This is a genomic window from Shinella sp. 838, assembly GCF_029623935.1.
Taxonomy (GTDB): Bacteria; Pseudomonadota; Alphaproteobacteria; order Rhizobiales; family Rhizobiaceae; genus Shinella.
On the sequence record NZ_JARSBQ010000003.1, the window covers coordinates 353,498 to 374,770 of the forward strand.

Genomic DNA, 21,273 nt, shown 5'->3' on the forward strand with positions numbered 1-21,273 from the left:
CGAAGCGGAAGCGGGGTGAGGGGCTTTCATCGGCGCGCCCTCAGACCCGCTCGATGATCGTTGCCGTGCCCATGCCCGCGCCGATGCAGAGCGTCACGAGGGCGGTGTTGAGGTCGCGGCGCTCCAGTTCGTCGAGCACGGTGCCGAGGATCATCGCGCCGGTCGCGCCGAGCGGGTGGCCCATGGCGATGGCGCCGCCGTTGACGTTGATCCTGTCGTGCGGGATGTCGAAGGCCTGCATATAGCGCAGCACGACGGCGGCGAAGGCTTCGTTGAGTTCGAAGAGATCGATGTCGGAAAGCTGCATGCCGGTGCGGGCGAGCAGCTTTTCCGTCACGTCGACCGGGCCGGTCAGCATCAGTGCCGGATCGGAGCCGATATTGGCGAAGGCCTTGATGCGGCCGCGCGCCTTCTTCCCGAGAATGTTGCCGCCTTCCTTCGAACCGAGCAGCACGGCCGCGGCCCCATCGACGATGCCGGAGGAATTGCCGGCATGGTGCACGTAGGTGATGCCCTCGATTTCCGGATGGGCCTGGATGGCGACGGCCTCGAAGCCGCCCATCTCGCCGGGCATCTGGAAGGACGGCTGGAGCTGGGCGAGCGCCTGCATGTCCGTGCCGGGGCGCATGTGCTCGTCATGGGCGAGGATAGTGAGGTCGTTGATGTCCTTCACCGGCACGACGGAATTCTTGAAATAGCCGTTCTGCCAGGCGTGCGCCGCGCGCTTCTGGCTTTCGACGGCATAGGCGTCGACGTCGTCGCGGGAAAAGCCGTATTTCGTGGCGATGAGGTCGGCGGAGACGCCCTGCGGCATGAAATAGGCCGGGAAGTTGACCGAGGGGTCCATGAACCAGGAGCCGCCGGACATGCCGAGACCGACGCGCGACATCGACTCCACGCCGCCGGCAATGACGATGTCGTCGGCGCCCTGCGCGATCTTCGCCGCGCCGAAATTCACCGCATCGAGGCCGGAGGCGCAGAAGCGGGAGATCTGCATACCCGGCGCGCGGGTCGAGTAGCCGGCCTCGAAGGCGGCGGCCTTCGGAATGACGGAGCCGGCATCCATGACCGGATCGACGCAGCCCATGACGATGTCGTCGACCTTTGATGTATCGAGCCCGTTGCGATCGCGCACCGCTTCCAGCACCTTGGCGGCGAGGCGCACGGACGGCACTTCGTGCAGCGAGCCGTCCTTCTTGCCGCGCCCGCGCGGGGTGCGCACATGATCGTAGATGAAGACGTCGGTCATTGGTCTCTTCTCCCTAGCGGCGCTGAAACGCCGTCAAACTCGCAACGGGTCGTCTGATTCTTGAGGCTAGAACGCTTCGGCTGCCAGTTCCATCGTTGTGTCGGCGCCGGCCTCGATGCGGGTCTTGCGCAGGCCAGTTTCCGGCATCAGGCGCTCCATGAAGAATTTGGCCGTGACCAGCTTGTTCTTCAAAAAGTTCTCGCGCTCGCCAGCGCCCGCCGCGAGGCCCTCCTCGGCGGCCTTCGCGATCTTCGCCCACATGTAGCCGACGGTGACGAGGCCGAAGAGGTGCATGTAGTCGGTCGAGCCGGCGCCGGCATTGTCGGGCTTGGCCATGGCGTTCTGCATGAACCACATGGTTCCGGCCTGAAGGTCGTTCAAGCCCTTCTTCAGGTGCTTGGTGAAGAAGGCAAGCCTCTCGTCATTGCGGTTCTCCTCGCAGAAATCGCCGATCTCCTTGAAGAGTGTCATGACGGCGCGCCCGCCGTTCATGCCGAGCTTGCGGCCGACGAGGTCGAGCGCCTGGATGCCGTTGGCCCCCTCGTAGATCATGGCGATGCGCGCGTCGCGCACATACTGGCTCATGCCGTGCTCTTCGATGTAACCGTGGCCGCCGAAAACCTGCTGGGCCATGACGGCATGATCGAAACCCTTGTCGGTCAGGACGCCCTTGAGGATCGGGGTCATCAGTCCGAGGATGTCGTCGGCCGCCTGGCGTTCCTTCTCGTCGGCGGAGCGGTGGGCGATATCGGATTTCAGCGCGGTCCAGAGCGTGAAGGCGCGGCCGCCCTCGGTCCAGGCCTTGATGGTCATCAGCGTGCGGCGGATGTCGGGGTGCACGATGAGGGGATCGGCCTTGCCATTCGGGTTTTTGACGCCGGAGAGCGAGCGGCCCTGCAGGCGCTCGCGGGCATAGTTGGCGGCGTTCTGATAGGCGATCTCGGCAATTGACAGGCCCTGCAGGCCGACACCAAGACGGGCCTCGTTCATCATGACGAACATGGCGTTGAGGCCCTTGTTCTCCGCGCCAATGAGGAAACCCTTCGCCTCGTCGTAGTTCATGACGCAGGTGGCGTTACCGTGAATGCCCATCTTGTGCTCGATGGCACCGCAGGAAACCGTGTTGCGGTCGCCCGGTGTGCCGTCGTCTTTCAGGATGTATTTCGGCACGATGAAAAGCGAGATGCCCTTGGTGCCCTCCGGCGCGCCCTCGATGCGGGCGAGAACGAGGTGGACGATATTGTCGGACATGTCGTGCTCGCCGGCCGAGATGAAGATCTTCTGGCCGGAAATCTTGTAGGAACCATCAGCCTGCGGCACGGCCTTGGTGCGCAGCAGGCCGAGGTCGGTGCCGCAATGGGGCTCCGTCAGGTTCATGGTCCCGGTCCAGGCGCCCTCCACCATCTTCGGCAGATAGGCGGCCTTCTGCTCGTCGGAGCCGTGCACGAGGATCGCGGCGATCGCGCCCTGCGTCAGGCCGGGATACATGGTAAGCGCCATGTTGGCCGAGGACATATATTCACCGACGGCAGTGTGCAGTACGTAGGGAAGGCCCTGGCCACCGAATTCCTCGGGAACCGCAAGGCCGATCCAACCGCCCTGGCGGTAGAGGTCGAAGGCTTCCTTGAAGCCCTTCGGGGTCTTTACCGTGGCATCGTCGTGACGCTTGCAGCCTTCCTGGTCGCCGGAAAGATTGACCGGAAAGAGCACCTCTTCAGCCACCTTCGCCGCTTCGCCGGCGATCGCCTCCAGCATGTCCCCCGTTGCATCGGCAAAGCCGGGCAGGTTGTTGTAGCGCTCGAGCGCCAGCACGTCGTTCAGGATGAAAAGCGTGTCATTCACGGGGGCTTTGTAGATCGGCATGCTCGAAGTCCTCACCTGTCCCGCGGACGCGAGTCCGCTCCTTGAGATCGGATACTATAAAACTTTGACGTTTGCGTAAACGTCAAAATAGAGCCGCGAAGAAATTTCGTCGGTCGGGAGGGCTGCGGGCGGGCGGTGCGGCGACGGACGGTTCGTTCGGAGCCTGTGGTTGTGCCGCAAACGGTCGCCTTTCCTCCCGAAGATCATTCTATGAGCAAATCGTTAAAAATTTTCCGGGGCAGTTAACCCCTTGTTTACCATGTTTCATGAATTGTGACGCCTGAGGGCGTGGGATCGGGAATCATTTGGACTTCCCTTTGTAACGGCCGGACGGACGGTCCGGTACAGACAGGGGCGATACTGTTTCCCATGGCACATGCAGTGTTTGACGGCGGAGATCCGCCGGAGTGGAAGAAAGGGCGCAGCCGGGCGGCAGCGCCTTCAGAAGTATCTCCCGGCAGGCTGCTCGGCCGCCAAAGCGAGGCGAAGATGAACGGATCGCGAAACCCGCAGCGTCACGGCGAAAGATCCTCGCTCGATGCGCTCAATCGCACCATCGAGGGGCTGGAAGCCCGTATCGAAGGCCTGATGGCGGGCGGGCGCGAGGCGCGCGGACGCGGCGAGGAGCGTTTCGCGCCGCGCGGTGAGCAACCCCGTCAGGAGCCGGCGCGCGCGATCCCGCTGCGCGACGATCCGGTTTCCGAAATCGTGCAGCGCCAGCGTGCCATCGAAGGCGGCCGCGAACGCGTTGCCCATCGTCTGGAGCGCCGCCCGCTCTCGGCCGACCACTATGCCGCCGCCCAGCAGGCCCATACCGCCTATGGCGGCCCGCAGACTGGTGCCGCCTATGGCAGCCAGCAAACGGCGGCCGCTTATGGCGGCCAGCAGGCGCATCCGGCCTATGGCCACCAGCAGACCGCACCCGCCCGCGCGGACAATTCCGTCGAGGACATCGCCAAGGCACTCGTCTCGCTGCGTCAGGACCTGAAGAAGGATATCGCCGACGGGCTGGAACGCGAGATGCAGTCGCTGCGCTCGGAAATCCGAGGCATCCGCCAGATGGCCGAGGGCCGCAACAACAATGACGACCTGCGCGAGGAGCTGCTGCGGCTTTCCACTGGCATCAACCAGCTTGGCCACCAGTCCGGCCAGACGGCCGGTCAGGCAGAAGGCCTGCGCGTCGAATTCGACGAACTGCGCTCCGTGCTCGACGGGCTTGCCCGCGAGGATTCCGTACGGCGCATGGAGGATCGCTGGAACGGCGTCGAGAAGAGGCTCTCCGTCTTCGACCAGACGCGCGACGACGAACTGGTGGCTCTTGCCTATCGGCTGGACGAGCTGAAGGGCCAGATCGGCGCGGTCAGCGCCACGCCGGCCATCCATGCGCTGGAAGGCAAGATCGAGACCATCGCCCGCGCCATCGACATGCTGGCACGCCAGGCGCAGCCGGATGATGGCCGCTTCGTCTCGGCCGTCACCTCGCAGTTCGAAGGGCTGGACGCCCGCCTCGACGAGATCAGCCGGGCGATTGCCGCGGCCGGCCGCATGCAGCAGTCGGCCATGGCCGACAACGGCATGATGCAGCGCCTCGAAGGCCGCATCGCCGATCTCGCCGACCAGCTCGATTTCATTGCCCAGCGCCCGGCGCCCGCACCGGACCAGGGCCTCTCCTTGCGCATCGAAGCACTCGCGAGCCGCATCGAGGACCTGTCGAACGAACGCACGGCGCTTCGTCTCGAAGAGCGTATCGAGCAGCTCTCGCAGATGCTGGAGCAAAGCCAGCAGGTCGCTCCCGCCCAGGGCAACGATGAGCTTGCCTATTACCTTTCCGACATTTCCCGCAAGATCGACGCGCTCGACCAGGGCAGCGTCAACGACCAGCTCGCCGAGCGGCTGGACGCGCTTGCCCGGCGCATCGACAATCTCGACGCACCGACCGGCAGCCCGTTCCAGGAAGACCGGTTCGCCCATATCGAGGATCGCCTCTCGGCGATTGCCGACCGCCTCGATGCGACCAGCGTCGCGCCGGTGGGCGATCACGAGGCATTGCGTGGCCTGGAGGCGCAGATCGCGCATCTTTCCACGCTGATCAGCACGCCGTCCGCCGCCGTCGCGCAAGTCCCCTCCGAATTCGAGGGCCGTCTCGCGACGATCGAGGACTACATGGCGACCAACGACGAATACATCGTCGAGGCCGCCCGCCAGGCGGCGGAAGCCGTGATGGAGGCCTACCGCCACGCCGGCCCGACGGCGGCGGCCAGCACTGACATGGAAGCGATCGCCGGCCTTGCCGATGACCTGCGCGCACTGGAGGAACTGACCCGCTCGAGCGAGGAGCGCACTGCGCGCACCTTCGATGCGCTGCACGACACGCTGGTGCAGATCGCCGGCCGCCTCGAGCAGCTCGACGCCCCGCGCGAAACCTTCGGTCGCCGCGAGGCAACCATGCCGCGCGCCGAAATGCCGGCGATGGATGTGGAGCGCCACGCCGCCCCCGCCTCCAGCATCTACGGCAACGACTACCCTTTTGACGACGACGGCTTCGGCACCCGCGAGACCCGCAAGGCCGAAGCCGAGGCGACGCAGGAGGAAAGCCGCTTCGCCGAGATCGAGGTCGAGAACATTCCCGTTCCCGAGCGTCCGGCCCCGGAAGAGGCACTGTCGGACGAGCCCGTTGCTCTCTCCGCCGACCAGCCGGCTGGAGCTCAGCCCAAGACCGGCCTGCTCGCCGGCCTGAAGCGCCGCTTTGCGCCCGGCCGCAAGGAAACCGCTCTGCCGGTCGAACGCCAGCAGATCGATCCGACACCCTCGATCGATCCCACGGACGAACTCGCGCCGGAAGAGGCGAACCAGCTGCTGGAGCCGGGCTCCGGCGTGCCTGACGTCCGCCGTATCCTTGAACGCGTTCGTGCCGGCCAGGCTTCGGCCACGCAAACGACGGCAGGTGGCGAAGGCGATCGTGTGGCCATTCAGATCGCTGCTGCCCGCCGTGCTGCCCGGCTTGCTGCCGAAGAGACGGACACGATCTCCCGCGTCGCGCCCGCCAAGAAGACGGAAAAGCTGGCAAAGGGCGAGAAGCCTGCTTCGGCGCTGTCGCGCCACCGCCGGCCGATCCTGCTCGCCGTCGGCGCCGTGCTGCTGGCGATCATGTCCTATCCGCTGATCAACACGCTGGTGGCCGGCGACGAGGCTCCGGTCATTGTCGAGCAGACCGCCAACGTCACGAACGAGACGGCCCCGGTCGAGACCACGACGGGCACCGGCGAGGCTGTGACCGCCAATACCGCTGCAGCGCCCGTCGTCAGCGAGGAGGTCGTGACGGATCCGGCTCCCGTCGAAAGCGGCAATGTCGAGAGCGGGGATGCGCGCAATCTTGGTGATACGCAGACGAATGCCGGCGCCGAGCCGACACCGACCCAGACATCCGCCACCGGCAGCCAAGCTCTGACGGCTCCGGCTGAAACGACCGATGGTGCGGCCACTGCCGGCTTCGAGCCGGTGACGGCGCCGGAAACCGCCGTCGCCGAGGAGACCCAGCCGGTCGACCAGACGCAGACAGCCGCAATCGTGGTTCCGGAAGCAATCACCCCGGCCTCGCTCTCCAAGGCGGCGACGGAGGGCGATGCGCTGGCGCTGTTCGAGATTGGCGCGCGTTACACGGAAGGCCGTGGCGTTGCGACGGATCTTGCGGAAGCCGCCCGCTGGTACGAGCTGTCCGCTGCCCGCGGCTTTGCGCCCGCCGAGTACCGCCTTGCCAACCTCTACGAGAAGGGCCAGGGTGTCGAGCGTGACCTGCCGCGTGCCCGGGAACTCTATGAGATCGCGGCGAACAAGGGCAATGCGAGCGCCATGCACAATCTCGCCGTCTTGCTGGCGACGGGTGTCGGCACCCAGCAGCCGGACTTTGACGCTGCCGCCAAGTGGTTCCAGAAAGCCTCCGAGTTTGGTGTGCGCGACAGCCAGTTCAACCTCGCCATCCTCTATGCGCGCGGCAACGGCGTGAAGCAGGACCTGGAAGAATCCTACAAGTGGTTTGCCATCGCCGCTCGCGATGGCGACAGCGATGCGGGGCTGAAGCGCGACGAGGTGGCCAATGCCATGGCTCCCGAGCAGCTTTCCAGCGCCAAGGCCAAGGTGGAACTGTGGAAGGCGCAGCCTCTCGACGAGAAGACCAACTCGGCGGACCTGCCCGACGAATGGGTCGGCAAGCCGACCAAGACCGCCAGCGTCGACATGAAGAAGGCGATCCGCAACATACAGGCGATCCTCAACAACAACGGCTTCAACGCCGGTACGCCTGATGGTGCGATGGGCAAGAAGACGGTCGCCGCCATCAAGGCCTTCCAGAAGTCCGTCGGCCAGAAGGAAACCGGCGAGATCGACGATGCGCTGGTGACGGAACTCCTGAAGCGCAACAAGCAGCCGAGCTGATCGGCAGACTGCCGGAGGGGCCTCGAAAACGGCTTCTCCGGTTGACTTGTCCCTACCCTGCGGGCATGACGCTCACCACAGCGCGGCACACCGTTCACGATGTGCTACGGACGCTGTGGCATTTTGTATTTGCCGCAGGATTTCATCCTTAAATCGGCCCCGATTTCAGGAATGATGCGGTAGAAATTTTCATGCCGCCCCAAGATGATACGCGCTCGAGAAACGTTATCATTGAAGAAGGTGGCAAGCGCAGTTCCAGCTGGCATGCAAAACGCGGTTTTGCGTCCGGAACTGTACAAATGAACAGGGTGCGCCGGAAGGCAGCGCCCCGTGACCGATCCTTGCGTGATGCAAGGCGCAACCGGCCGCCGGAGGGGCTCTCCGTTATGCGGCGGGGCGCTTCCGCATATGCGCAGCCTGCCGGAGGGGAGCCGCGACGGCAGGCGAAACGGACAGCGGCCGCCGGATGTTATGAGCCCGCGCAAGCGGAAATTTGCCGATCGGGGTATTGTTGTGACTGTCTATCTGCCCATTGCAGAGCTCTCGGTGAACATTTTCATCATTCTGGGCATGGGCGCGGCCGTCGGCTTCCTCTCCGGCATGTTCGGGGTCGGCGGCGGCTTCCTCATCACACCACTCCTCATCTTCTACAACATCCCGCCGATTGTCGCCGTTGCGACGGGCGCCAACCAGGTCGTCGCCTCCTCAATATCGGGCGCGCTCTCGCATTTCCGGCGCGGCACGCTGGATGTGAAGCTCGGCACGGTGCTGCTCTTCGGCGGCCTGGCAGGCGCCACGGTCGGTATCTGGATCTTCTCGCTCTTGCGCAGTATCGGCCAGCTCGATCTCGTCATCTCGCTGCTCTATGTCGTGCTGCTCGGCACCGTCGGCACCCTGATGCTGCTTGAAAGCATCCGGGCGCTGCGCCGCGCGGCGAAAAACCAGCCGGTCTCGCTGCGCCGGCCCGGCCAGCACAGCTGGGTGCATCGCCTGCCTTTGAAGATGCGCTTCAAGAAGTCGAAGATCTACCTGTCCATCATCCCGGTCGTCGGCCTCGGCTTCGGCATCGGCATCCTCACGTCCATCATGGGTGTCGGCGGCGGCTTCATCATGGTGCCGGCCATGATCTATCTCCTGCGCATCCCGACCAATGTCGTCGTCGGCACCTCGCTGTTCCAGATCATCTTCGTCACGGCCTATACGACGATCGTGCAGGCGACCACGAACTACTCGGTCGATATCGTGCTCGCCTTCATCCTGATGGTGGCGGGCGTCATCGGCGCGCAGTACGGCGTGCGCGTCGGCCAGAAGCTGCGCGGCGAACAGCTGCGCGCCCTGCTGGCGCTGCTCGTCCTCGCCGTCGGGGCCCGCCTTGCCGTCGATCTCGTCGTTGCGCCGGCCGATATCTATTCCGTGGTGAGCGAGGGGGTCTATCGATGAGAGCCGTCGCTGCCCTGCTCCTCGGCCTGTTCCTCGTCCTTCCCGCCGCCGCCCAGGTGCTGGAAGACAAGCCGGTCGATTTCCCGGAAAAGCTTGAGATCGGCATCTCCACGGACGAGATTGCGATCTCCTCGGATTTCCGCGGCGCGGATCTGACGATCTTCGGCGCCATCGAAGGCTATGATCCGTCTCTGCTCGCCCAGCGCAAATATGATATCGTCGTGGCGCTGGAAGGGCCGAAGGACAACAATACGGTGCGCGTCAAGGAGCGGGTCTTCGGCATCTGGGTCAACCGCCGCTCGATGACCTTCGAGCTTGTGCCGGAATCCTATTCGCTGTCGAGTACCCGGGACGTGGAGACGATTGCCGAACCGGCCATGCTCAACGGCGTCGGCGTCGGCATCCAGCATATCCGCCTGTCGCCGATCGGCTATGTCGGCGACGGCAGCAAAATCACGGAATTCCGCGAGGCCTTCCGGCGCCTCAAGGAAAGCGGCGGCTTCTACCAGCGCGACCCGGGCGGCGTACAGTTCATCAGCGCGAGCCTGTTCAAGGCAACGGTCAAGCTGCCGGCCAGCGTGCCGAACGGCACCCATGTCGTGCGGGCGCACCTCTTCCGTGACGGCGTCTTCATCGCCGAGAAGGCGCTGCCGCTGCGTGTGATGAAGACGGGCATCGAGCAGATGATCTCCAATGCCGCCTACAACAACTCGCTGGCCTATGGTGCCTTCTCCGTCATCCTTGCGCTGCTGACCGGCTGGCTCGCCAGCGTCGTCTTCCGCAAGGACTGAGCGTCAGGAGCGGTAGACGAGGACAGGCACCTTGGCGTGGCTGAGTACCTTCGTCGTGACGCTGCCCATCAGGAAGGCGCTGACGCCGCGCCGGCCGTGCGAGGCCATGGCGATGAGGTCGCAGCCCTTTGCCTTGGCGGTGTCGACGATCGCCTGCCAGGCATCGCCCGCCGTCACCTGCAGTGTCTCCACTGCCACGCCGGCGGTGTTCGCCTTTGCCTCGACTGCACCGAGGATGCGGATGCCATCCTCCTTCACATGCGCTTCGTAATCCGTCCTGAGATTGACGGTCGCGCCGGGCGTCACGGGAAGGAAGTGCAGCGGTTCGGCTACCGTCAAAACCGTCACCCTGGCGCCGAGCGTCTTGGCGAGCTGGAGCGCCTGGTCGATGGCGGCGGAAGACATGTCGGACCCATCCGTGGGAACGAGGATATGCTTGTACATGGTGCAGCCTCCTTTTTTGCCCAGACTAGAACCGGCGTCCGGCGCTGCCTTGATGGAAATCAACCGCAACGCTTTCGTCAAGCGCTGGTTGCAGCCATGTTGCGGGCAACTGTCGCCGCATAGGCGGTCTGCTGCTCGTTGAAGACCGAGCGGGCAGGGCGCGGCGCGCCGAGGTGGATTGCGCGCAGCTCCTCCATGAAGGCCTCCCACAGAGGCGGGCCTCCCTCTTCCAGCAGTTCCGCACGGATCGACAGGTCCTCCGTCACCGGCAGGAAGCGCCGGCCCCAGGCACCCATCATGGCGAAGACCGGCACAAGAGCGATGCCCATCTCGGTGAGGCTGTAGAGCGCCTTCTGCTTGTGGCTCGGATCGTCCGCCTTGCTGACGATGCCTTCCTCGACGAGGCGGCGCAGCCGGTCCGCCAGGATGTTGGAGGCGATGCCTTCCTCCGATTTCGTCAGGAGCTCGCGGAAGTGGCGACGGTTGCCGAACATCATGTCGCGCAGCACGATCAGGCTCCAGCGGTCGCCGAGGATTTCAAGCGTCAGGTTGATCGGGCAGCCGGAGCGGTAGGTGTCTTTCATCGGGCTCTCCAGGAACTGCTTGCATGTTACAAGCGGTTCGGGCGCCCATCAAGCCGCTGAGATCATGTCCGGTGCGAAGCCGCAGTGCGAAACGCGCGCGGTGTTGGCACGCCGGGGCGCTCAGCCGACTAGGTTGGAGAAGCGTACGGAATAGATGCGATCACGACCGAGCATGTGGGCGACGAGGTTTGGCCGCTCGAAAAGGCCGGTCATCGCTTTGTGGCGCAGGTCCAGCCCGCCCGTCATCAGGCCGAAGGCGGGCATCAGCAGGCGTCGCCCGTCGGTCGCAAAACAGGGTCGGCGCACGGCCTTCTCCCGGCGGATGACGGTGGCGGCCGGATGGAGGTGCCCTGCAATCTCGCCGGCAGGTGAAATCAGTGATGGCTCGTGCCGGAAGACAAGACCCGCATAGTGCAGCTCGTCGGCCGACTGGCCGGGCAGGTCCACCGTCCCGTCGGGATCGTGGTTGCCGTTGATCCAGATCCAGTCACGCCCGCGTGCCAGATCGGCGATCTTCGTGCGGAACATGTCCGGCAGGTGGGCCGAACCGACGCGGTCGTGGAAATTGTCGCCGAGGCTGACGACGATCGCCGGATCGTGCCTGAGGATGACGGCTTCGAGTACCTTGAGCGTGGCGAGCGTGTCGTAGGGCGGCAGCATCATGCCGCGCCGTGCGAAGGCGGCGCCCTTTTCCAGATGCAGGTCCGAGACGACGAGAAGGCGGGTTTCCGGCAGGTAGAGCGCGCCCAGCGGATCACACACCGCTTCGACGCCCGCCACAACGGTGCGGGCCGAAACGGCGCCGAAATCCTCGATCTTCGCCGATGCCAGCGCGAGCCTCTGCATGCCTGTCGTTCAATCCCTCTAAATGGACCTTCAGATAACGGCCTCGCCCATCGCCTCGGCGATCAGGTCCTCCGCCGCTTCCGCCAGCAGGGAATCCTGTGCCTCGCCTGCCACCGGTTCCTTGCCGATTTCCAGCATGATCGGCACGGCGAGCGGTGAGATGCGGTCGAGCCGACGATGGGTGATGTGACCCTTGATTCGTGCCAGCATATCGCCCAATCGCTGAATATCCAAAAGCCCTGCCGCCGCATCGTTGCGCGTGGCTTCGAGCAGGATGTGGTCCGGCTCGTGGCTTCTCAGCACGTCGTAGATCAGGTCGGCGGAAACGGTGATCTGCCGTCCGGTCTTTTCCTTGCCCGGGTGGCGCTGCTCGATAAGTCCGGCGATCACGGCGCAATTGCGGAAGGTGCGCTTCAGCATGAAGCTTTCGTCGAGCCAGGCTTCGAGGTCGTCGCCCAGCATGTCCTCGTCGAAGAGCTCTGCCAGCGACGGCCGCTCCACGGCAAAGTTGTAGCCGAGGTCGTCGAGCGCCCAGACGGCAAGCGAATAGTCCGTGGCGACGAAGCCGAGCGGCCGGCGGCCGGTCCGCTCCAGCCGGCGCGTCAGCAGCATGCCGAGTGTCTGGTGCGCCAGCCGCCCTTCGAACGGATAGGCGACCATGTAGTGCCGGCTGCCGCGTGGAAAGGTCTCGATGAGCAGCTCGTCGCGTTTCGGCAGGGCGGAGACGTCCCGCTGCAAGGCCAGCCAGTCGCGCACCTGCTCGGGCAGGCCGCCCCAGCGGTCGGGATCGTCCAGCATGCCGCGCACCTGGTCGGCGAGATAGGTGGAGAGCGGGAACTTGCCGCCGGCATAGGCCGGCACTTTCGGGTCGAGCGAAAACGCCTGGGAAACGAGACACTCGTTCTCCCGGATGCCCTCGAAGCGCAGCACCTTGCCGGAAAAGAGGAACGTATCGCCGGGCGCCAGCATTTCGAGGAAGTATTCCTCCACCTTGCCGAGCGAGGCGCCACCACGGCCGATCGCGCCCTTGGCGCCGCGCTTGACCATGCGCACGTTCAGCATCGGCATTTCGACGATCGTGCCGAGATTAAGCCTGTATTGCTGGGCGACCTGTGGATTGGAGACGCGCCACAGCCCGTCCTGCGTCTTGCGGATGCGGGCATAGCGCTCATAGGTCTTCAGCGCATAGCCGCCGGTGGCGACGAAGGCGACGATGCGGCTGAATTTTTCCCGGGGCAGATCGGTATAGGGTGCGGCGGCGGTGATCTCGGCAAAAAGCACATCCTCGTCGAAGGGCGCGGCGCAGGCCATGCCGAGGACGTGCTGGGCGAGAACGTCGAGTGCGCCTTCGCCCACCGGCGGCGTATCCTGCGCGCCGAGATAGTTGGCGTCGAGTGCCGCCTGACACTCCATCACCTCGAAGCGGTTGGCGGGTACGAGGATCGCCCGGCTCGGCTCGTCCATGCGGTGGTTGGCGCGGCCGATGCGCTGGGCAAGCCGCGAGGCGCCCTTCGGCGCGCCGACATGGATGACGAGATCGACGTCGCCCCAGTCGATGCCGAGGTCGAGCGTCGAGGTGGCGACAACGGCGCGCAGGCGGTTTTCCGCCATGGCGGCTTCAACCTTGCGGCGCTGACCGACATCGAGCGAGCCGTGGTGCAGAGCGATCGGCAGTGTGTCCTCGTTGATGTTCCAGAGCTCCTGGAAGAGGATTTCCGCCTGGCTGCGCGTGTTGACGAAGAGCAGCGAGGTCTTGTGGTCGCGGATCGCCTCGTAGACCTCGGGCATCGCATATTTTGCGGAGTGCCCGGACCACGGCACGCGCTCCTTGCTCTTGAGGATGGTGATGATCGGCCGCGCCCCGCCCGGCGCCGTGACGAGGCCGGCATGCCGCGCCTCGCCCGGCCGCTGCTCGACCAGCCAGCGGCGGAGATCCATGGGTTCGGCGACGGTGGCCGACAGGCCGATGGTGCGAAGGCCAGGTGCAAGCTGCTGCAGCCGCGCGAGCCCCAGTGACAGGAGATGGCCGCGCTTGGAGGTGACGAGCGAATGCAGCTCGTCGAAGATCACGTACTTCAGGTCCTTGAAGAAGCGCGGCGCTTCGCCGTTGGCGATGAGCAGGGCGACCTGCTCGGGCGTCGTCAGCAGGATGTCGGGCGGATTGAGGCGCTGGCGCTGGCGCTTGGCCTGCGGTGTGTCGCCGGTGCGCGTCTCGATGGTGATGGGCAGGCCCATCTCCTCGACGGGTTTCATCAGGTTCCGCTCGATATCGACCACGAGCGCCTTTAGCGGCGAGATGTAGAGCGTGTGGATGCCGGTGAAGGCGCTGCCGGGCGGAATCCTGCCGCGGCGTGTGAGGTCGGTAAGGGCCGGCAGGAAGCCGGCGAGCGTCTTGCCGGCGCCGGTCGGGGCGATGAGCAGCAGGCTTTCGCCCGCCGTCGCCCGCGTGAGCAGCTCCATCTGATGCGCACGCGGCTGCCATCCCTTGGCCGAGAACCAGGCGGCGAAGGTGGAGGGCAGGAGGCTGGGGCCGGCGGCAGAATCGATGATGCTCACCGGCCTAAGCTAGTGACCGCTGGTCGAATGTGAAGCGGTCCCCGGAAAAATTAGCCTCACATGGCGATGTAGCGGTCGGCGCGGTGATTGACCGTCAGGAAGAGGTTGAGCACCAGCGCGCCGACCACCGAGCAGAGCACGATGAAGGGCGCGGCCACCGAGAAGGCCGCGATGAGCACGACGACGTCGAAGGCGAGCTGCACGAGACCGGCACGGATACCGAAACGCTCCTGCATGTAGACGGCGAGAACGCCGATGCCGCCGAGGCTGGCGCGGTGGCGATAGAGGCCGAGCAGGCCGAAGCCGAGCAGGATGCCCGCCAGCACCGCCGTCCACATCGGATCGATGCTCTCGATGGTCACGAAATGCGGTTGCAGCTCGGTGATCAGCGAGGTCATCGTCACCGCCAGCACCGTCTTGATCGTGAAGGCCCAGCCGAGGCGCTTCAGCGCGAGGACGTAGAAAGGGATGTTCACGACGGTGTAATAGAGACCGAAGCTCACGCCCGTCAGGTAATGCAGCACGAAGGCGACGCCGGCGGTGCCGCTCGCCACCAGTCCGGCGCTGCCCATCAGGGCAAGGCCGAGCGCGGCAATCATGCTGCTGGCGAACAGGCCCTGTGCGTCTTCCAGCGGCGTATGGCGGGTGGGGGTGGGGTTCCAGAAGCCGAAACGCCGTTTGTCGCCGTCCATGCCAGATCTCCGAGGGTTTCTTCTGTTGTATAGGGCGCCATGACCGGCGCAAGCGCTGCCTTCGGCTAAGCCTCGCGCTTCGCAAGGAAGAGCAACCCATGCACCGGCTGGCCGGCATCCTGCCGGATCACGCTCTTCTCCATGGCGAGGATGGCAAGGCCGTTCTCCTCGGCCCTTTTGCGGATGAAGCGTTCCGGATGGGCATAGCGCAGCGACGGGCGCAGCAGCGGCGTGTCGTCCATCCCGCCATCCTCGACGGAAAAGGCGAAGAGGCCGTCGGCCTTCAAGAGGCGTGCGGCGCTCGGGAAGACCTCGGCGAGGTCGCCGAGATACATCAGCACGTCGGCCGCGCTGACGAGGTCGGCCCGCTCCTCCGGCGCATTGGCGAAAAGCCCGCTCTTTTCGGCGGGCAAAGACAGGTCCGCCTGCGCGAGATGGTCGTAGACCGCCTTCTCCGCCGCCTTGGCCAGCATCCCGGCGGACAGGTCGAAACCTTCGAGCCGCCCGGCGCTGGCGCGCAGTTCCACGCCGAAGAGGCCGGTGCCGCAGCCGATATCCGAGACGAGGCCGAAATGCGCATCCTCGCCCGCATGCCGGCGCACCAACCGGGCGAGTGTCTGCGGCACCGTATAGTCGAGCCGCTGCACGAGAGCGGTGTCGAAGCGGTCGGCATAGTCGTCGAAGAGCCGCTCGACATAGGCGGTGGACGGCGCGGCGGGCGTTTCGGCAACGCCCAGCACGGCAAGTTTCAGGCCGGCGCCGAAGATGTCGGCCGGGTCGAGGGCGACGACCTTCGCGAGGGCGGCGGCCGCCGCCTCCTTCCGGCCCGATTTCTCCGCATATTCGGCGAGCCGGAACCAGCCGGCAGCCCAGGCGGGCACCTGTTCGAGCGCCTGTTCCATGAGTTCCGCAGCCTCCGCGAACTCGCCCGATTCCGCGAACATGCGGGCATAATCGGCGCGGCGGTCGGCGATGAGATCGCCGGAGGAGAAGTGCGGGCTCGTCATGGGGGCTCGGAAACGGGAAAACAGACGGCGCTACATGGCAGGGCCGCGGCAAAAGGCAAGCGAATTCTCGCGGGGACGCCTTGCTTGCCGCGGAACCGGTGACGGCTTATCTGGAGTGGACACGAGTTTTTGGAGAATCAACTGATGTCGAATGGCGTGAACGGGTTCCTCGGCGATACACCGATCCGCGTGATCATCAAGCTCTTGATCCTGTCGGTGGCCGTGGGCTTCCTGATGTCGATCTTCGGGCTCTATCCGGACGATATCCTCTTTGCCGTCCGCGACTTCATCGTCGACCTCTGGAATACCGGCTTCAAGACGCTCGGCCGGCTGGGCGACTACCTGTTGCTCGGCGCCGTTATCGTGGTGCCTGTCTTCATCCTCATCCGTGTTCTGAGCTATCGTCGCTGATCATGATATCCCGTCGCGCCATTCTTGCCGCCTCCGTCGCCATGTTGGCTGCGGGCTGTTCCACCACCAGCGTGCTGAGCCCTTCCGCCGGCACCGGTAGCGACCAGACGCCGGCTTCGCTCTCCTTCGTCAACAAGATCCGGGCCGAGCGCGGCCTTGCGCCGCTATCGCTCGACACGGCGGCGCAGCGTGCGGCCATGGACCAGGCAAGCCGCATGGCGAGTGCGGGCAAGATGGAACACAATATCGGCTTCGGCGCGAATTTCCTGAAGCGCATGAAGGGTATGGAGGTGCCGCTGCCGGCAGCGGAGAATATCGCCGTCGGCCAGGACAACGCGGCCGAAGCCTTCGAGGCCTGGTATCGTTCGCCGAAACATTTGGAAAACATGTTGGGGGCGAACTACCGCGGGCTGGGCGTCGCGGTCGTCTCCAATCCGGCGTCCGGCAACCGGCCCTACTGGGCGATGGTGTTGTCAAGCTGAAAGAGCCGGCCGGTCGCTCGGGGGGAGTGGCAGGTTGGGGTGGCGTAGGGGGGAAGGATCGTGAGTACAGCGACCGCAAACGGCAACGAGGGAGCCGGCCCCTTCGAGGTGACGCACCGGCTCGTGCTGTCGATCGCTATCCCGATGACGCTCGGCTTCCTGACGACGCCGCTGATGGGGCTGACCGATACGGCTGTCGCCGGACGGCTCGGTTCTGCGGATGCGCTTGCAGGCCTTGCCATCGGCGCCGTGCTCTTCGACCTTCTGCTCGGCAGTTTCAACTTCCTGCGCGCTTCCACCACCGGCCTCGTCGCCCAGGCCTTCGGCCGCGGCGATCCAAGGGAAGAGCAGGCGGTCTATTGGCGTGCACTCGTCATCGCGCTCTGTTGCGGGCTCGCCATAGCCCTGCTGTCGCCCCTTCTGTTGTCCGCCGGCCTCTTCCTGATGGCGCCGTCGCCCGGCGTCGCGGAGGTGACATCGACCTATTTCATGATCCGCGTGCTTGCCGCGCCCATGGCGCTCGCCAACTATGCCCTGCTCGGCTTCGTGCTTGGCCGCGGGCAGAGCCTGATGGGGCTGATGCTGCAGGCCATCATCAACGGCACCAATATCGTGTTGTCGATCGTGCTTGGCCTCTGGTTCGGCTGGGGCATTGCCGGCATCGCCTGGGGTACCTTTGCCGGTGAGGCGATCGGTGCGCTTGCCGGCTTCTGCATCGTCGTCTCCCGTTTCAACCGGGCGCACCGGCCTTCCCGTGCGGAGGTCCTTGCCCGGGATAGGCTTCGGGCCCTGTTCTCGCTCAACCGCGACATCATGATCCGGACCTTCGTGCTGATCGGCTCCTTCGCCATCATGACGCGCATCGGTTCCTCGTTCGGTCCGCTGATGCTGGCGGCCAATGCGGTGCTGATGAACATCTTCCTCGTCGCCGGCTATTATCTCGACGGTCTTTCGAATGCCGCCGAACAGCTCGTCGGCCGGGCCTTCGGTGCGAATTTCCGTCCGGCCTTCGACCGGGCCGTCAAGCTCACCGTGTTCTGGTCCTTCGGCCTCGGCTTCGTCACCACGCTGCTCTTCCTCGCCTTTGGAACGGATGTGATCGGCCTGCTGACGACCACAGAAAGCGTGCAGGTGGAGGCGGCGAAGTATTTGCCCTGGGCCGCATTGACGGCGGTTGTCGGTGCTCTCGCCTTCCAGATGGACGGGGTCTATATCGGTGCGACCTGGTCGACGGCCATGCGCAACATGATGCTGCTGGCCTTTGTCGGGTATCTGCTGTCGCTTGCCGTCTTCGTGCCGCTTTTAGGCAATCACGGGCTCTGGCTGTCGCTCAACCTGTTTCTTGCCTTTCGGGGCATTTTCCTGGCTCTGCGCTTGCCGGGGCTTGCAGAACGGCAGTTTTCCAGGCCGGGCCGGAGCTGATCCCCGACCCGGATGTTGATCGTCAGACCGGCTGTATGAGGCCGATGCCGAGACCTGCTATCGTCCAGGGCCTTTCGGGCCGGGCCGGGCCGCCGCCATCCTCTTCGTGGATTTCGGCCCTGGCGCGCAGCCAGTGGGAATATTCACGGCCTTCCGGGCGGCCTTCTTCTTCCCAGATTTCGTGGGCCCTTTGCCGGATCCGTTCGTCGTGGTCGTCCATGGTATCGTCCCTTCCTGGCCTTTTTGGCCGTTATAGGCGGGATCGGTGCAGGCTACCGTCGATGCGAATCAGCTTTTGCCGAACACTCCACCCGCAGGAACGAAACCCTTCAGGACGACTATGGTTCCCGTGTGGCGCTCAGAGGGCGCGATCGGCCCAGTGGGCGGTGCGCGTGCCGCGAAGCGCGGAAATCGAGGCGATCTGCTCGCGATCACAAATGCGCGAGAGGCCGTTCACGATTTCGCCAGGCAGGGTCGGACCGGCGTAAACCATGCAGGAATAGAGCTGCACGAGGTCCGCGCCGGCGCGGATCTTCTCCGCCGCCGTCTCGGCGCTGGAGACGCCGCCGACGCCGATGATCGGCAGGTTTTCGCCGACGCGCCGACGCATCTTGGCGAGCACCACGGTCGATTTCTCGAAGAGCGGCTTGCCGGAAAGGCCGCCTGCTTCACCGGCCTGGCGCGTGTCGCTGAGGCCAACTCGCGACAGCGTCGTGTTGGAGACGATGAGGCCATCGAGCGGATGGGCGAGGGCGACCTCGGCGATGTCGTCGAGACCCTCCTCGGTAAGGTCGGGCGCAATCTTCAGGAAGACCGGCACCTGGCGGCCACTTCTCGTCGCTTCCTCGGCGCGTGCGGCGAGCACGGCCGACAGCAGGGCATGCAGGCTTTCCTTGGCCTGCAGGTCGCGCAGGCCGGGCGTGTTGGGCGAGGAGATGTTGGCGGTGAAATAGCGCGCCACGTCGTAAAAGGTGCGGATGCCGGCGACATAGTCGGCGATGCGGTCGGCGCTGTCCTTGTTCGCGCCGATATTGACGCCGATCAGCGCATCGCGACGGCAGGTCTTCAGGCGCTCGAGCGCCGCTGCATGGCCGGCATTGTTGAAGCCGAGACGGTTGATCACGGCATCGTCCTGCACCAGGCGGAAGATGCGGGGCTTCGGATTGCCCTCCTGGGCGCGTGGGGTCACGGTGCCGATCTCGGTGAAACCGAAGCCGAGGCGCAGGAGGGCTTCGGGCACCTCGGCGTTCTTGTCATAACCTGCGGCCATGCCGACGGGATTGGGGAAGGCAAGGCCGGCGACGGTTTGCGCGAGGCGGGGATCGGCCTTGGCCGGGCAGGCTGGCACGACGCCGGCCTTCAGCGCGGCGATCGAGAGGCCATGGGCGGTTTCCGGATCGAAGAGGAAGAGGCCCTTGCGGCCGAGCGTGGACAGGAGCGACATCAGAGCGGCATCTCCGGAAACTGGTGGGCGCCGTCCGAACCGAGCGGCAGGGGCTTTTCCCAGAGCACGGCGGACAGCGGAAGGACGGCATAAAGATGGGGGAAGAGATCGCCGCCACGCGAGGGTTCGTAGACGAGCGTGTCGCCGAGCGTATCACCATCGACGGCGACAAGAATGAGATCATCCTGGCCGGCGAAATGGCGGGCGGCCGTCTCCTTTGCCTGTGTGGCGGTGGAGAAGTGGATGAAGCCGTCGGACAGGTCGATGGCGGCGCCCTCGAAAATCCCGTTCGCCTTCGCCTTCTGCCACAGACTTGCCGGAACGATCTTGTAGATTGTTTTGGCCATCTCGTCCGTTCCTCCACTGGCTGCTGTTTTTCAACGGTAGCGCTTGCCGCAAAGAACGGCGAATGTCTACCGGCGACAGGTCTGCAAACCGGCTCTTGGAGGATTTTGCATGCGAATTCACGCTCTGCCTTTCATCTTCGTTGTCGCCCTCGTGGCGGGCTCGGCCCAGGCCGAGGGCGAGGGACGTTATCGCATGGAGAAGACGGACGGCGGTTTTGTCCGCCTCGACACGGCGACGGGCGAGGTTTCGCTGTGCCGGGAGCAGGAGGGCCAGATCGTCTGCCGCATGGCGGCAGATGAGCGCGCCGCCTTCGAAAAGGAGCTCGACCTGCTCACCAAGCGTGTCGAAGCGCTGGAAAAAGGTGGTGTGACGGGCGAGACGACCGCAAAACCGTCTCTACCCACGGATGAAGAGATTGACCGGACCATGACCATCATGGAAAAGATGATGCAAAGGTTCATGGGCATCGTGAAAAACCTGGAGGAGGGTGAGGAGGAAACCACCCCCGGGAAAGACGCGGTCCCGCAAAAGACCTAACGGACATCCTTCGCCGGCCGAGGTCGTGTTGCGTCCGTCGCGGGTCCGTCTACTCTTGGGAGGGAGCGCATGGCATCGGCACTCACGATCATCATCGCGGACGACCATCCGCTGTTCCGCGGTGCGCTGAAACAGGCGCTGACCGGAATGGCGGGCAATCCCGACATCGTCGAGGCCGGCGATTTCGAGGCGGCGCGCAAGGCCGCCGCCGGCAATCCGAACGCCGACCTCATGCTGCTCGACCTTGCCATGCCCGGCGTCAGCGGCCTTTCCGGCCTGATCTCGCTGCGGGCCGAATTCCAGAGCCTTCCGGTCGTCATCGTCTCGGCGAGCGACGACCCGGCCACCATCCGCCGAGCGCTCGATCTCGGCGCCTCCGGCTTCATCTCCAAATCCGCCTCCATCGAGGATATCCGCGAGGGCATTGGCTCGGTGCTGGAAGGCAACATCTATACGCCCGGCGGCTATGTGCGCGGGCCGGAGCAGGACAGCGAGGTTGCTGATCTCATCGCGCGGCTGCGTACGCTGACGCCACAGCAGTCACGCGTGCTCGCCATGCTCGCCGAAGGCCTGCTCAACAAGCAGATCGCTTATGAGTTGAGTGTCTCCGAGGCGACCATCAAGGCGCATGTCTCGGCGATCCTCCTCAAGCTGAATGTCGACAGCCGCACCCAGGCGGTCATTCAGCTCGGCAAGATCGGCAGTGCTCAGGCCGCCGCCTGAGGC

General features: G+C 65.0%; 19 protein-coding genes. 8 read left to right on the forward strand and 11 right to left on the reverse strand.

The genetic code is table 11. The annotated features are described in order from the left end of the window. Positions 1–40: 40 nt before the first annotated feature. Together P9A16_RS13250 and P9A16_RS13255 are read right to left on the reverse strand one after the other, a co-directional pair. The gene (locus P9A16_RS13250; RefSeq protein ID WP_023517082.1) at positions 41–1,249 is read right to left on the reverse strand and encodes an acetyl-CoA C-acetyltransferase; all 1,209 of its coding nucleotides are present in this window, start codon (positions 1,247–1,249) and stop codon (positions 41–43) included. 66 nt (positions 1,250–1,315) lie between these two features. Continuing rightward, on the reverse strand, positions 1,316–3,112 hold the full coding sequence (locus P9A16_RS13255) for an acyl-CoA dehydrogenase C-terminal domain-containing protein (protein WP_024270197.1): 1,797 nt from the start codon (positions 3,110–3,112) through the stop codon (positions 1,316–1,318). 489 nt (positions 3,113–3,601) lie between these two features. On the opposite strand from P9A16_RS13255, the gene P9A16_RS13260 reads away from it, so the two are divergent. The 3 genes from P9A16_RS13260 (at position 3,602) to P9A16_RS13270 (ending at position 9,774) form a co-directional block, all read left to right on the forward strand. Continuing rightward, positions 3,602–7,543 carry a peptidoglycan-binding protein gene (locus P9A16_RS13260; RefSeq protein WP_024270196.1) on the forward strand — a complete coding sequence of 1,314 codons (3,942 nt, stop codon included), beginning with the start codon at positions 3,602–3,604 and terminating at the stop codon, positions 7,541–7,543. Between the two features lie 513 nt (positions 7,544–8,056). Beyond that, entirely contained in the window at positions 8,057–8,983 is a 927-nt protein-coding gene (locus tag P9A16_RS13265; RefSeq protein WP_037405922.1) for a sulfite exporter TauE/SafE family protein, read from the forward strand. Further along, positions 8,980–9,774: a TIGR02186 family protein gene (locus P9A16_RS13270; RefSeq protein ID WP_023512412.1), complete on the forward strand. Its 795-nt coding sequence runs from the start codon at positions 8,980–8,982 to the stop codon at positions 9,772–9,774. The genes P9A16_RS13265 and P9A16_RS13270 overlap by 4 nt, the downstream gene beginning before the upstream one ends. Before the next feature lie 3 nt (positions 9,775–9,777). Here P9A16_RS13270 and P9A16_RS13275 read toward each other — a convergent pair whose 3' ends face one another. The 6 genes from P9A16_RS13275 to P9A16_RS13300 form a co-directional block, all read right to left on the reverse strand. Then, positions 9,778–10,218, reverse strand: a complete 441-nt coding sequence (locus P9A16_RS13275) for a universal stress protein (protein WP_023512411.1) — start codon at positions 10,216–10,218, stop codon at positions 9,778–9,780. A gap of 77 nt (positions 10,219–10,295) precedes the next feature. Next, on the reverse strand, positions 10,296–10,802 hold the full coding sequence (locus tag P9A16_RS13280) for a winged helix-turn-helix transcriptional regulator (protein WP_278025726.1): 507 nt from the start codon (positions 10,800–10,802) through the stop codon (positions 10,296–10,298). Between the two features lie 120 nt (positions 10,803–10,922). Continuing rightward, on the reverse strand, positions 10,923–11,648 hold the full coding sequence (gene pdeM / locus P9A16_RS13285) for a ligase-associated DNA damage response endonuclease PdeM (protein ID WP_023512409.1): 726 nt from the start codon (positions 11,646–11,648) through the stop codon (positions 10,923–10,925). A gap of 30 nt (positions 11,649–11,678) precedes the next feature. After that, complete coding sequence (locus P9A16_RS13290) at positions 11,679–14,204, reverse strand: ligase-associated DNA damage response DEXH box helicase (protein WP_023512408.1); 2,526 nt, start codon at positions 14,202–14,204, stop codon at positions 11,679–11,681. 56 nt (positions 14,205–14,260) lie between these two features. Then, entirely contained in the window at positions 14,261–14,896 is a 636-nt protein-coding gene (locus P9A16_RS13295; RefSeq protein WP_023512407.1) for a YitT family protein, read from the reverse strand. Between the two features lie 65 nt (positions 14,897–14,961). Continuing rightward, the gene (locus tag P9A16_RS13300) at positions 14,962–15,903 is read right to left on the reverse strand and encodes a methyltransferase domain-containing protein (protein WP_023512406.1); all 942 of its coding nucleotides are present in this window, start codon (positions 15,901–15,903) and stop codon (positions 14,962–14,964) included. Positions 15,904–16,047: 144 nt separating this feature from the next. Here P9A16_RS13300 and P9A16_RS13305 point away from each other — a divergent pair, with 144 nt between their 5' ends. Genes P9A16_RS13305 through P9A16_RS13315 form a run of 3 tightly spaced genes read left to right on the forward strand, consistent with a single transcriptional unit; the run spans position 16,048 to position 18,218 of the window. Next, on the forward strand, positions 16,048–16,314 hold the full coding sequence (locus tag P9A16_RS13305; protein ID WP_023512405.1) for a DUF6460 domain-containing protein: 267 nt from the start codon (positions 16,048–16,050) through the stop codon (positions 16,312–16,314). Positions 16,315–16,316: 2 nt separating this feature from the next. Further along, entirely contained in the window at positions 16,317–16,796 is a 480-nt protein-coding gene (locus P9A16_RS13310) for a CAP domain-containing protein (RefSeq protein WP_023512404.1), read from the forward strand. Between the two features lie 60 nt (positions 16,797–16,856). After that, complete coding sequence (locus tag P9A16_RS13315; protein WP_278025727.1) at positions 16,857–18,218, forward strand: MATE family efflux transporter; 1,362 nt, start codon at positions 16,857–16,859, stop codon at positions 18,216–18,218. Between the two features lie 22 nt (positions 18,219–18,240). Here P9A16_RS13315 and P9A16_RS13320 read toward each other — a convergent pair whose 3' ends face one another. The 3 genes from P9A16_RS13320 to P9A16_RS13330 form a co-directional block, all read right to left on the reverse strand. Beyond that, on the reverse strand, positions 18,241–18,438 hold the full coding sequence (locus tag P9A16_RS13320; RefSeq protein ID WP_023512402.1) for a DUF2934 domain-containing protein: 198 nt from the start codon (positions 18,436–18,438) through the stop codon (positions 18,241–18,243). 138 nt (positions 18,439–18,576) lie between these two features. Next, a complete protein-coding gene (locus P9A16_RS13325) occupies positions 18,577–19,662 on the reverse strand; it encodes a quinone-dependent dihydroorotate dehydrogenase (RefSeq protein ID WP_023512401.1) in 1,086 nt (361 codons plus the stop codon). Further along, positions 19,662–20,009 (reverse strand): DUF952 domain-containing protein, encoded by a 348-nt coding sequence (locus tag P9A16_RS13330; protein ID WP_023512400.1) that lies wholly within the window; start codon positions 20,007–20,009, stop codon positions 19,662–19,664. The genes P9A16_RS13325 and P9A16_RS13330 overlap by 1 nt, the downstream gene beginning before the upstream one ends. Before the next feature lie 109 nt (positions 20,010–20,118). Between P9A16_RS13330 and P9A16_RS13335 the strand changes: the two genes are divergently transcribed. Together P9A16_RS13335 and P9A16_RS13340 are read left to right on the forward strand one after the other, a co-directional pair. Beyond that, entirely contained in the window at positions 20,119–20,547 is a 429-nt protein-coding gene (locus tag P9A16_RS13335) for a hypothetical protein (RefSeq protein ID WP_023512399.1), read from the forward strand. A gap of 69 nt (positions 20,548–20,616) precedes the next feature. Continuing rightward, positions 20,617–21,270: a response regulator gene (locus P9A16_RS13340; RefSeq protein ID WP_023516639.1), complete on the forward strand. Its 654-nt coding sequence runs from the start codon at positions 20,617–20,619 to the stop codon at positions 21,268–21,270. The last annotated feature ends 3 nt before the right edge of the window (positions 21,271–21,273 follow it).

Excerpts from the sequence above, each read along its gene's own strand:
- P9A16_RS13300 (WP_023512406.1), bottom strand. The coding sequence starts at position 15,903 with ATGACGAGCCCGCACTTCTCCTCCGGCGATCTCATCGCCGACCGCCGC.
- P9A16_RS13270 (WP_023512412.1), top strand. The coding sequence starts at position 8,980 with ATGAGAGCCGTCGCTGCCCTGCTCCTCGGCCTGTTCCTCGTCCTTCCC.
- pdeM (WP_023512409.1), bottom strand. The coding sequence starts at position 11,648 with ATGCAGAGGCTCGCGCTGGCATCGGCGAAGATCGAGGATTTCGGCGCC.
- P9A16_RS13275 (WP_023512411.1), bottom strand. The coding sequence starts at position 10,218 with ATGTACAAGCATATCCTCGTTCCCACGGATGGGTCCGACATGTCTTCC.
- P9A16_RS13335 (WP_023512399.1), top strand. The coding sequence starts at position 20,119 with ATGCGAATTCACGCTCTGCCTTTCATCTTCGTTGTCGCCCTCGTGGCG.
- P9A16_RS13305 (WP_023512405.1), top strand. The coding sequence starts at position 16,048 with ATGTCGAATGGCGTGAACGGGTTCCTCGGCGATACACCGATCCGCGTG.
- P9A16_RS13320 (WP_023512402.1), bottom strand. The coding sequence starts at position 18,438 with ATGGACGACCACGACGAACGGATCCGGCAAAGGGCCCACGAAATCTGG.
- P9A16_RS13280 (WP_278025726.1), bottom strand. The coding sequence starts at position 10,802 with ATGAAAGACACCTACCGCTCCGGCTGCCCGATCAACCTGACGCTTGAA.
- P9A16_RS13330 (WP_023512400.1), bottom strand. The coding sequence starts at position 20,009 with ATGGCCAAAACAATCTACAAGATCGTTCCGGCAAGTCTGTGGCAGAAG.
- P9A16_RS13295 (WP_023512407.1), bottom strand. The coding sequence starts at position 14,896 with ATGGACGGCGACAAACGGCGTTTCGGCTTCTGGAACCCCACCCCCACC.
- P9A16_RS13310 (WP_023512404.1), top strand. The coding sequence starts at position 16,317 with ATGATATCCCGTCGCGCCATTCTTGCCGCCTCCGTCGCCATGTTGGCT.
- P9A16_RS13260 (WP_024270196.1), top strand. The coding sequence starts at position 3,602 with ATGAACGGATCGCGAAACCCGCAGCGTCACGGCGAAAGATCCTCGCTC.
- P9A16_RS13325 (WP_023512401.1), bottom strand. The coding sequence starts at position 19,662 with ATGTCGCTCCTGTCCACGCTCGGCCGCAAGGGCCTCTTCCTCTTCGAT.
- P9A16_RS13340 (WP_023516639.1), top strand. The coding sequence starts at position 20,617 with ATGGCATCGGCACTCACGATCATCATCGCGGACGACCATCCGCTGTTC.
- P9A16_RS13250 (WP_023517082.1), bottom strand. The coding sequence starts at position 1,249 with ATGACCGACGTCTTCATCTACGATCATGTGCGCACCCCGCGCGGGCGC.
- P9A16_RS13255 (WP_024270197.1), bottom strand. The coding sequence starts at position 3,112 with ATGCCGATCTACAAAGCCCCCGTGAATGACACGCTTTTCATCCTGAAC.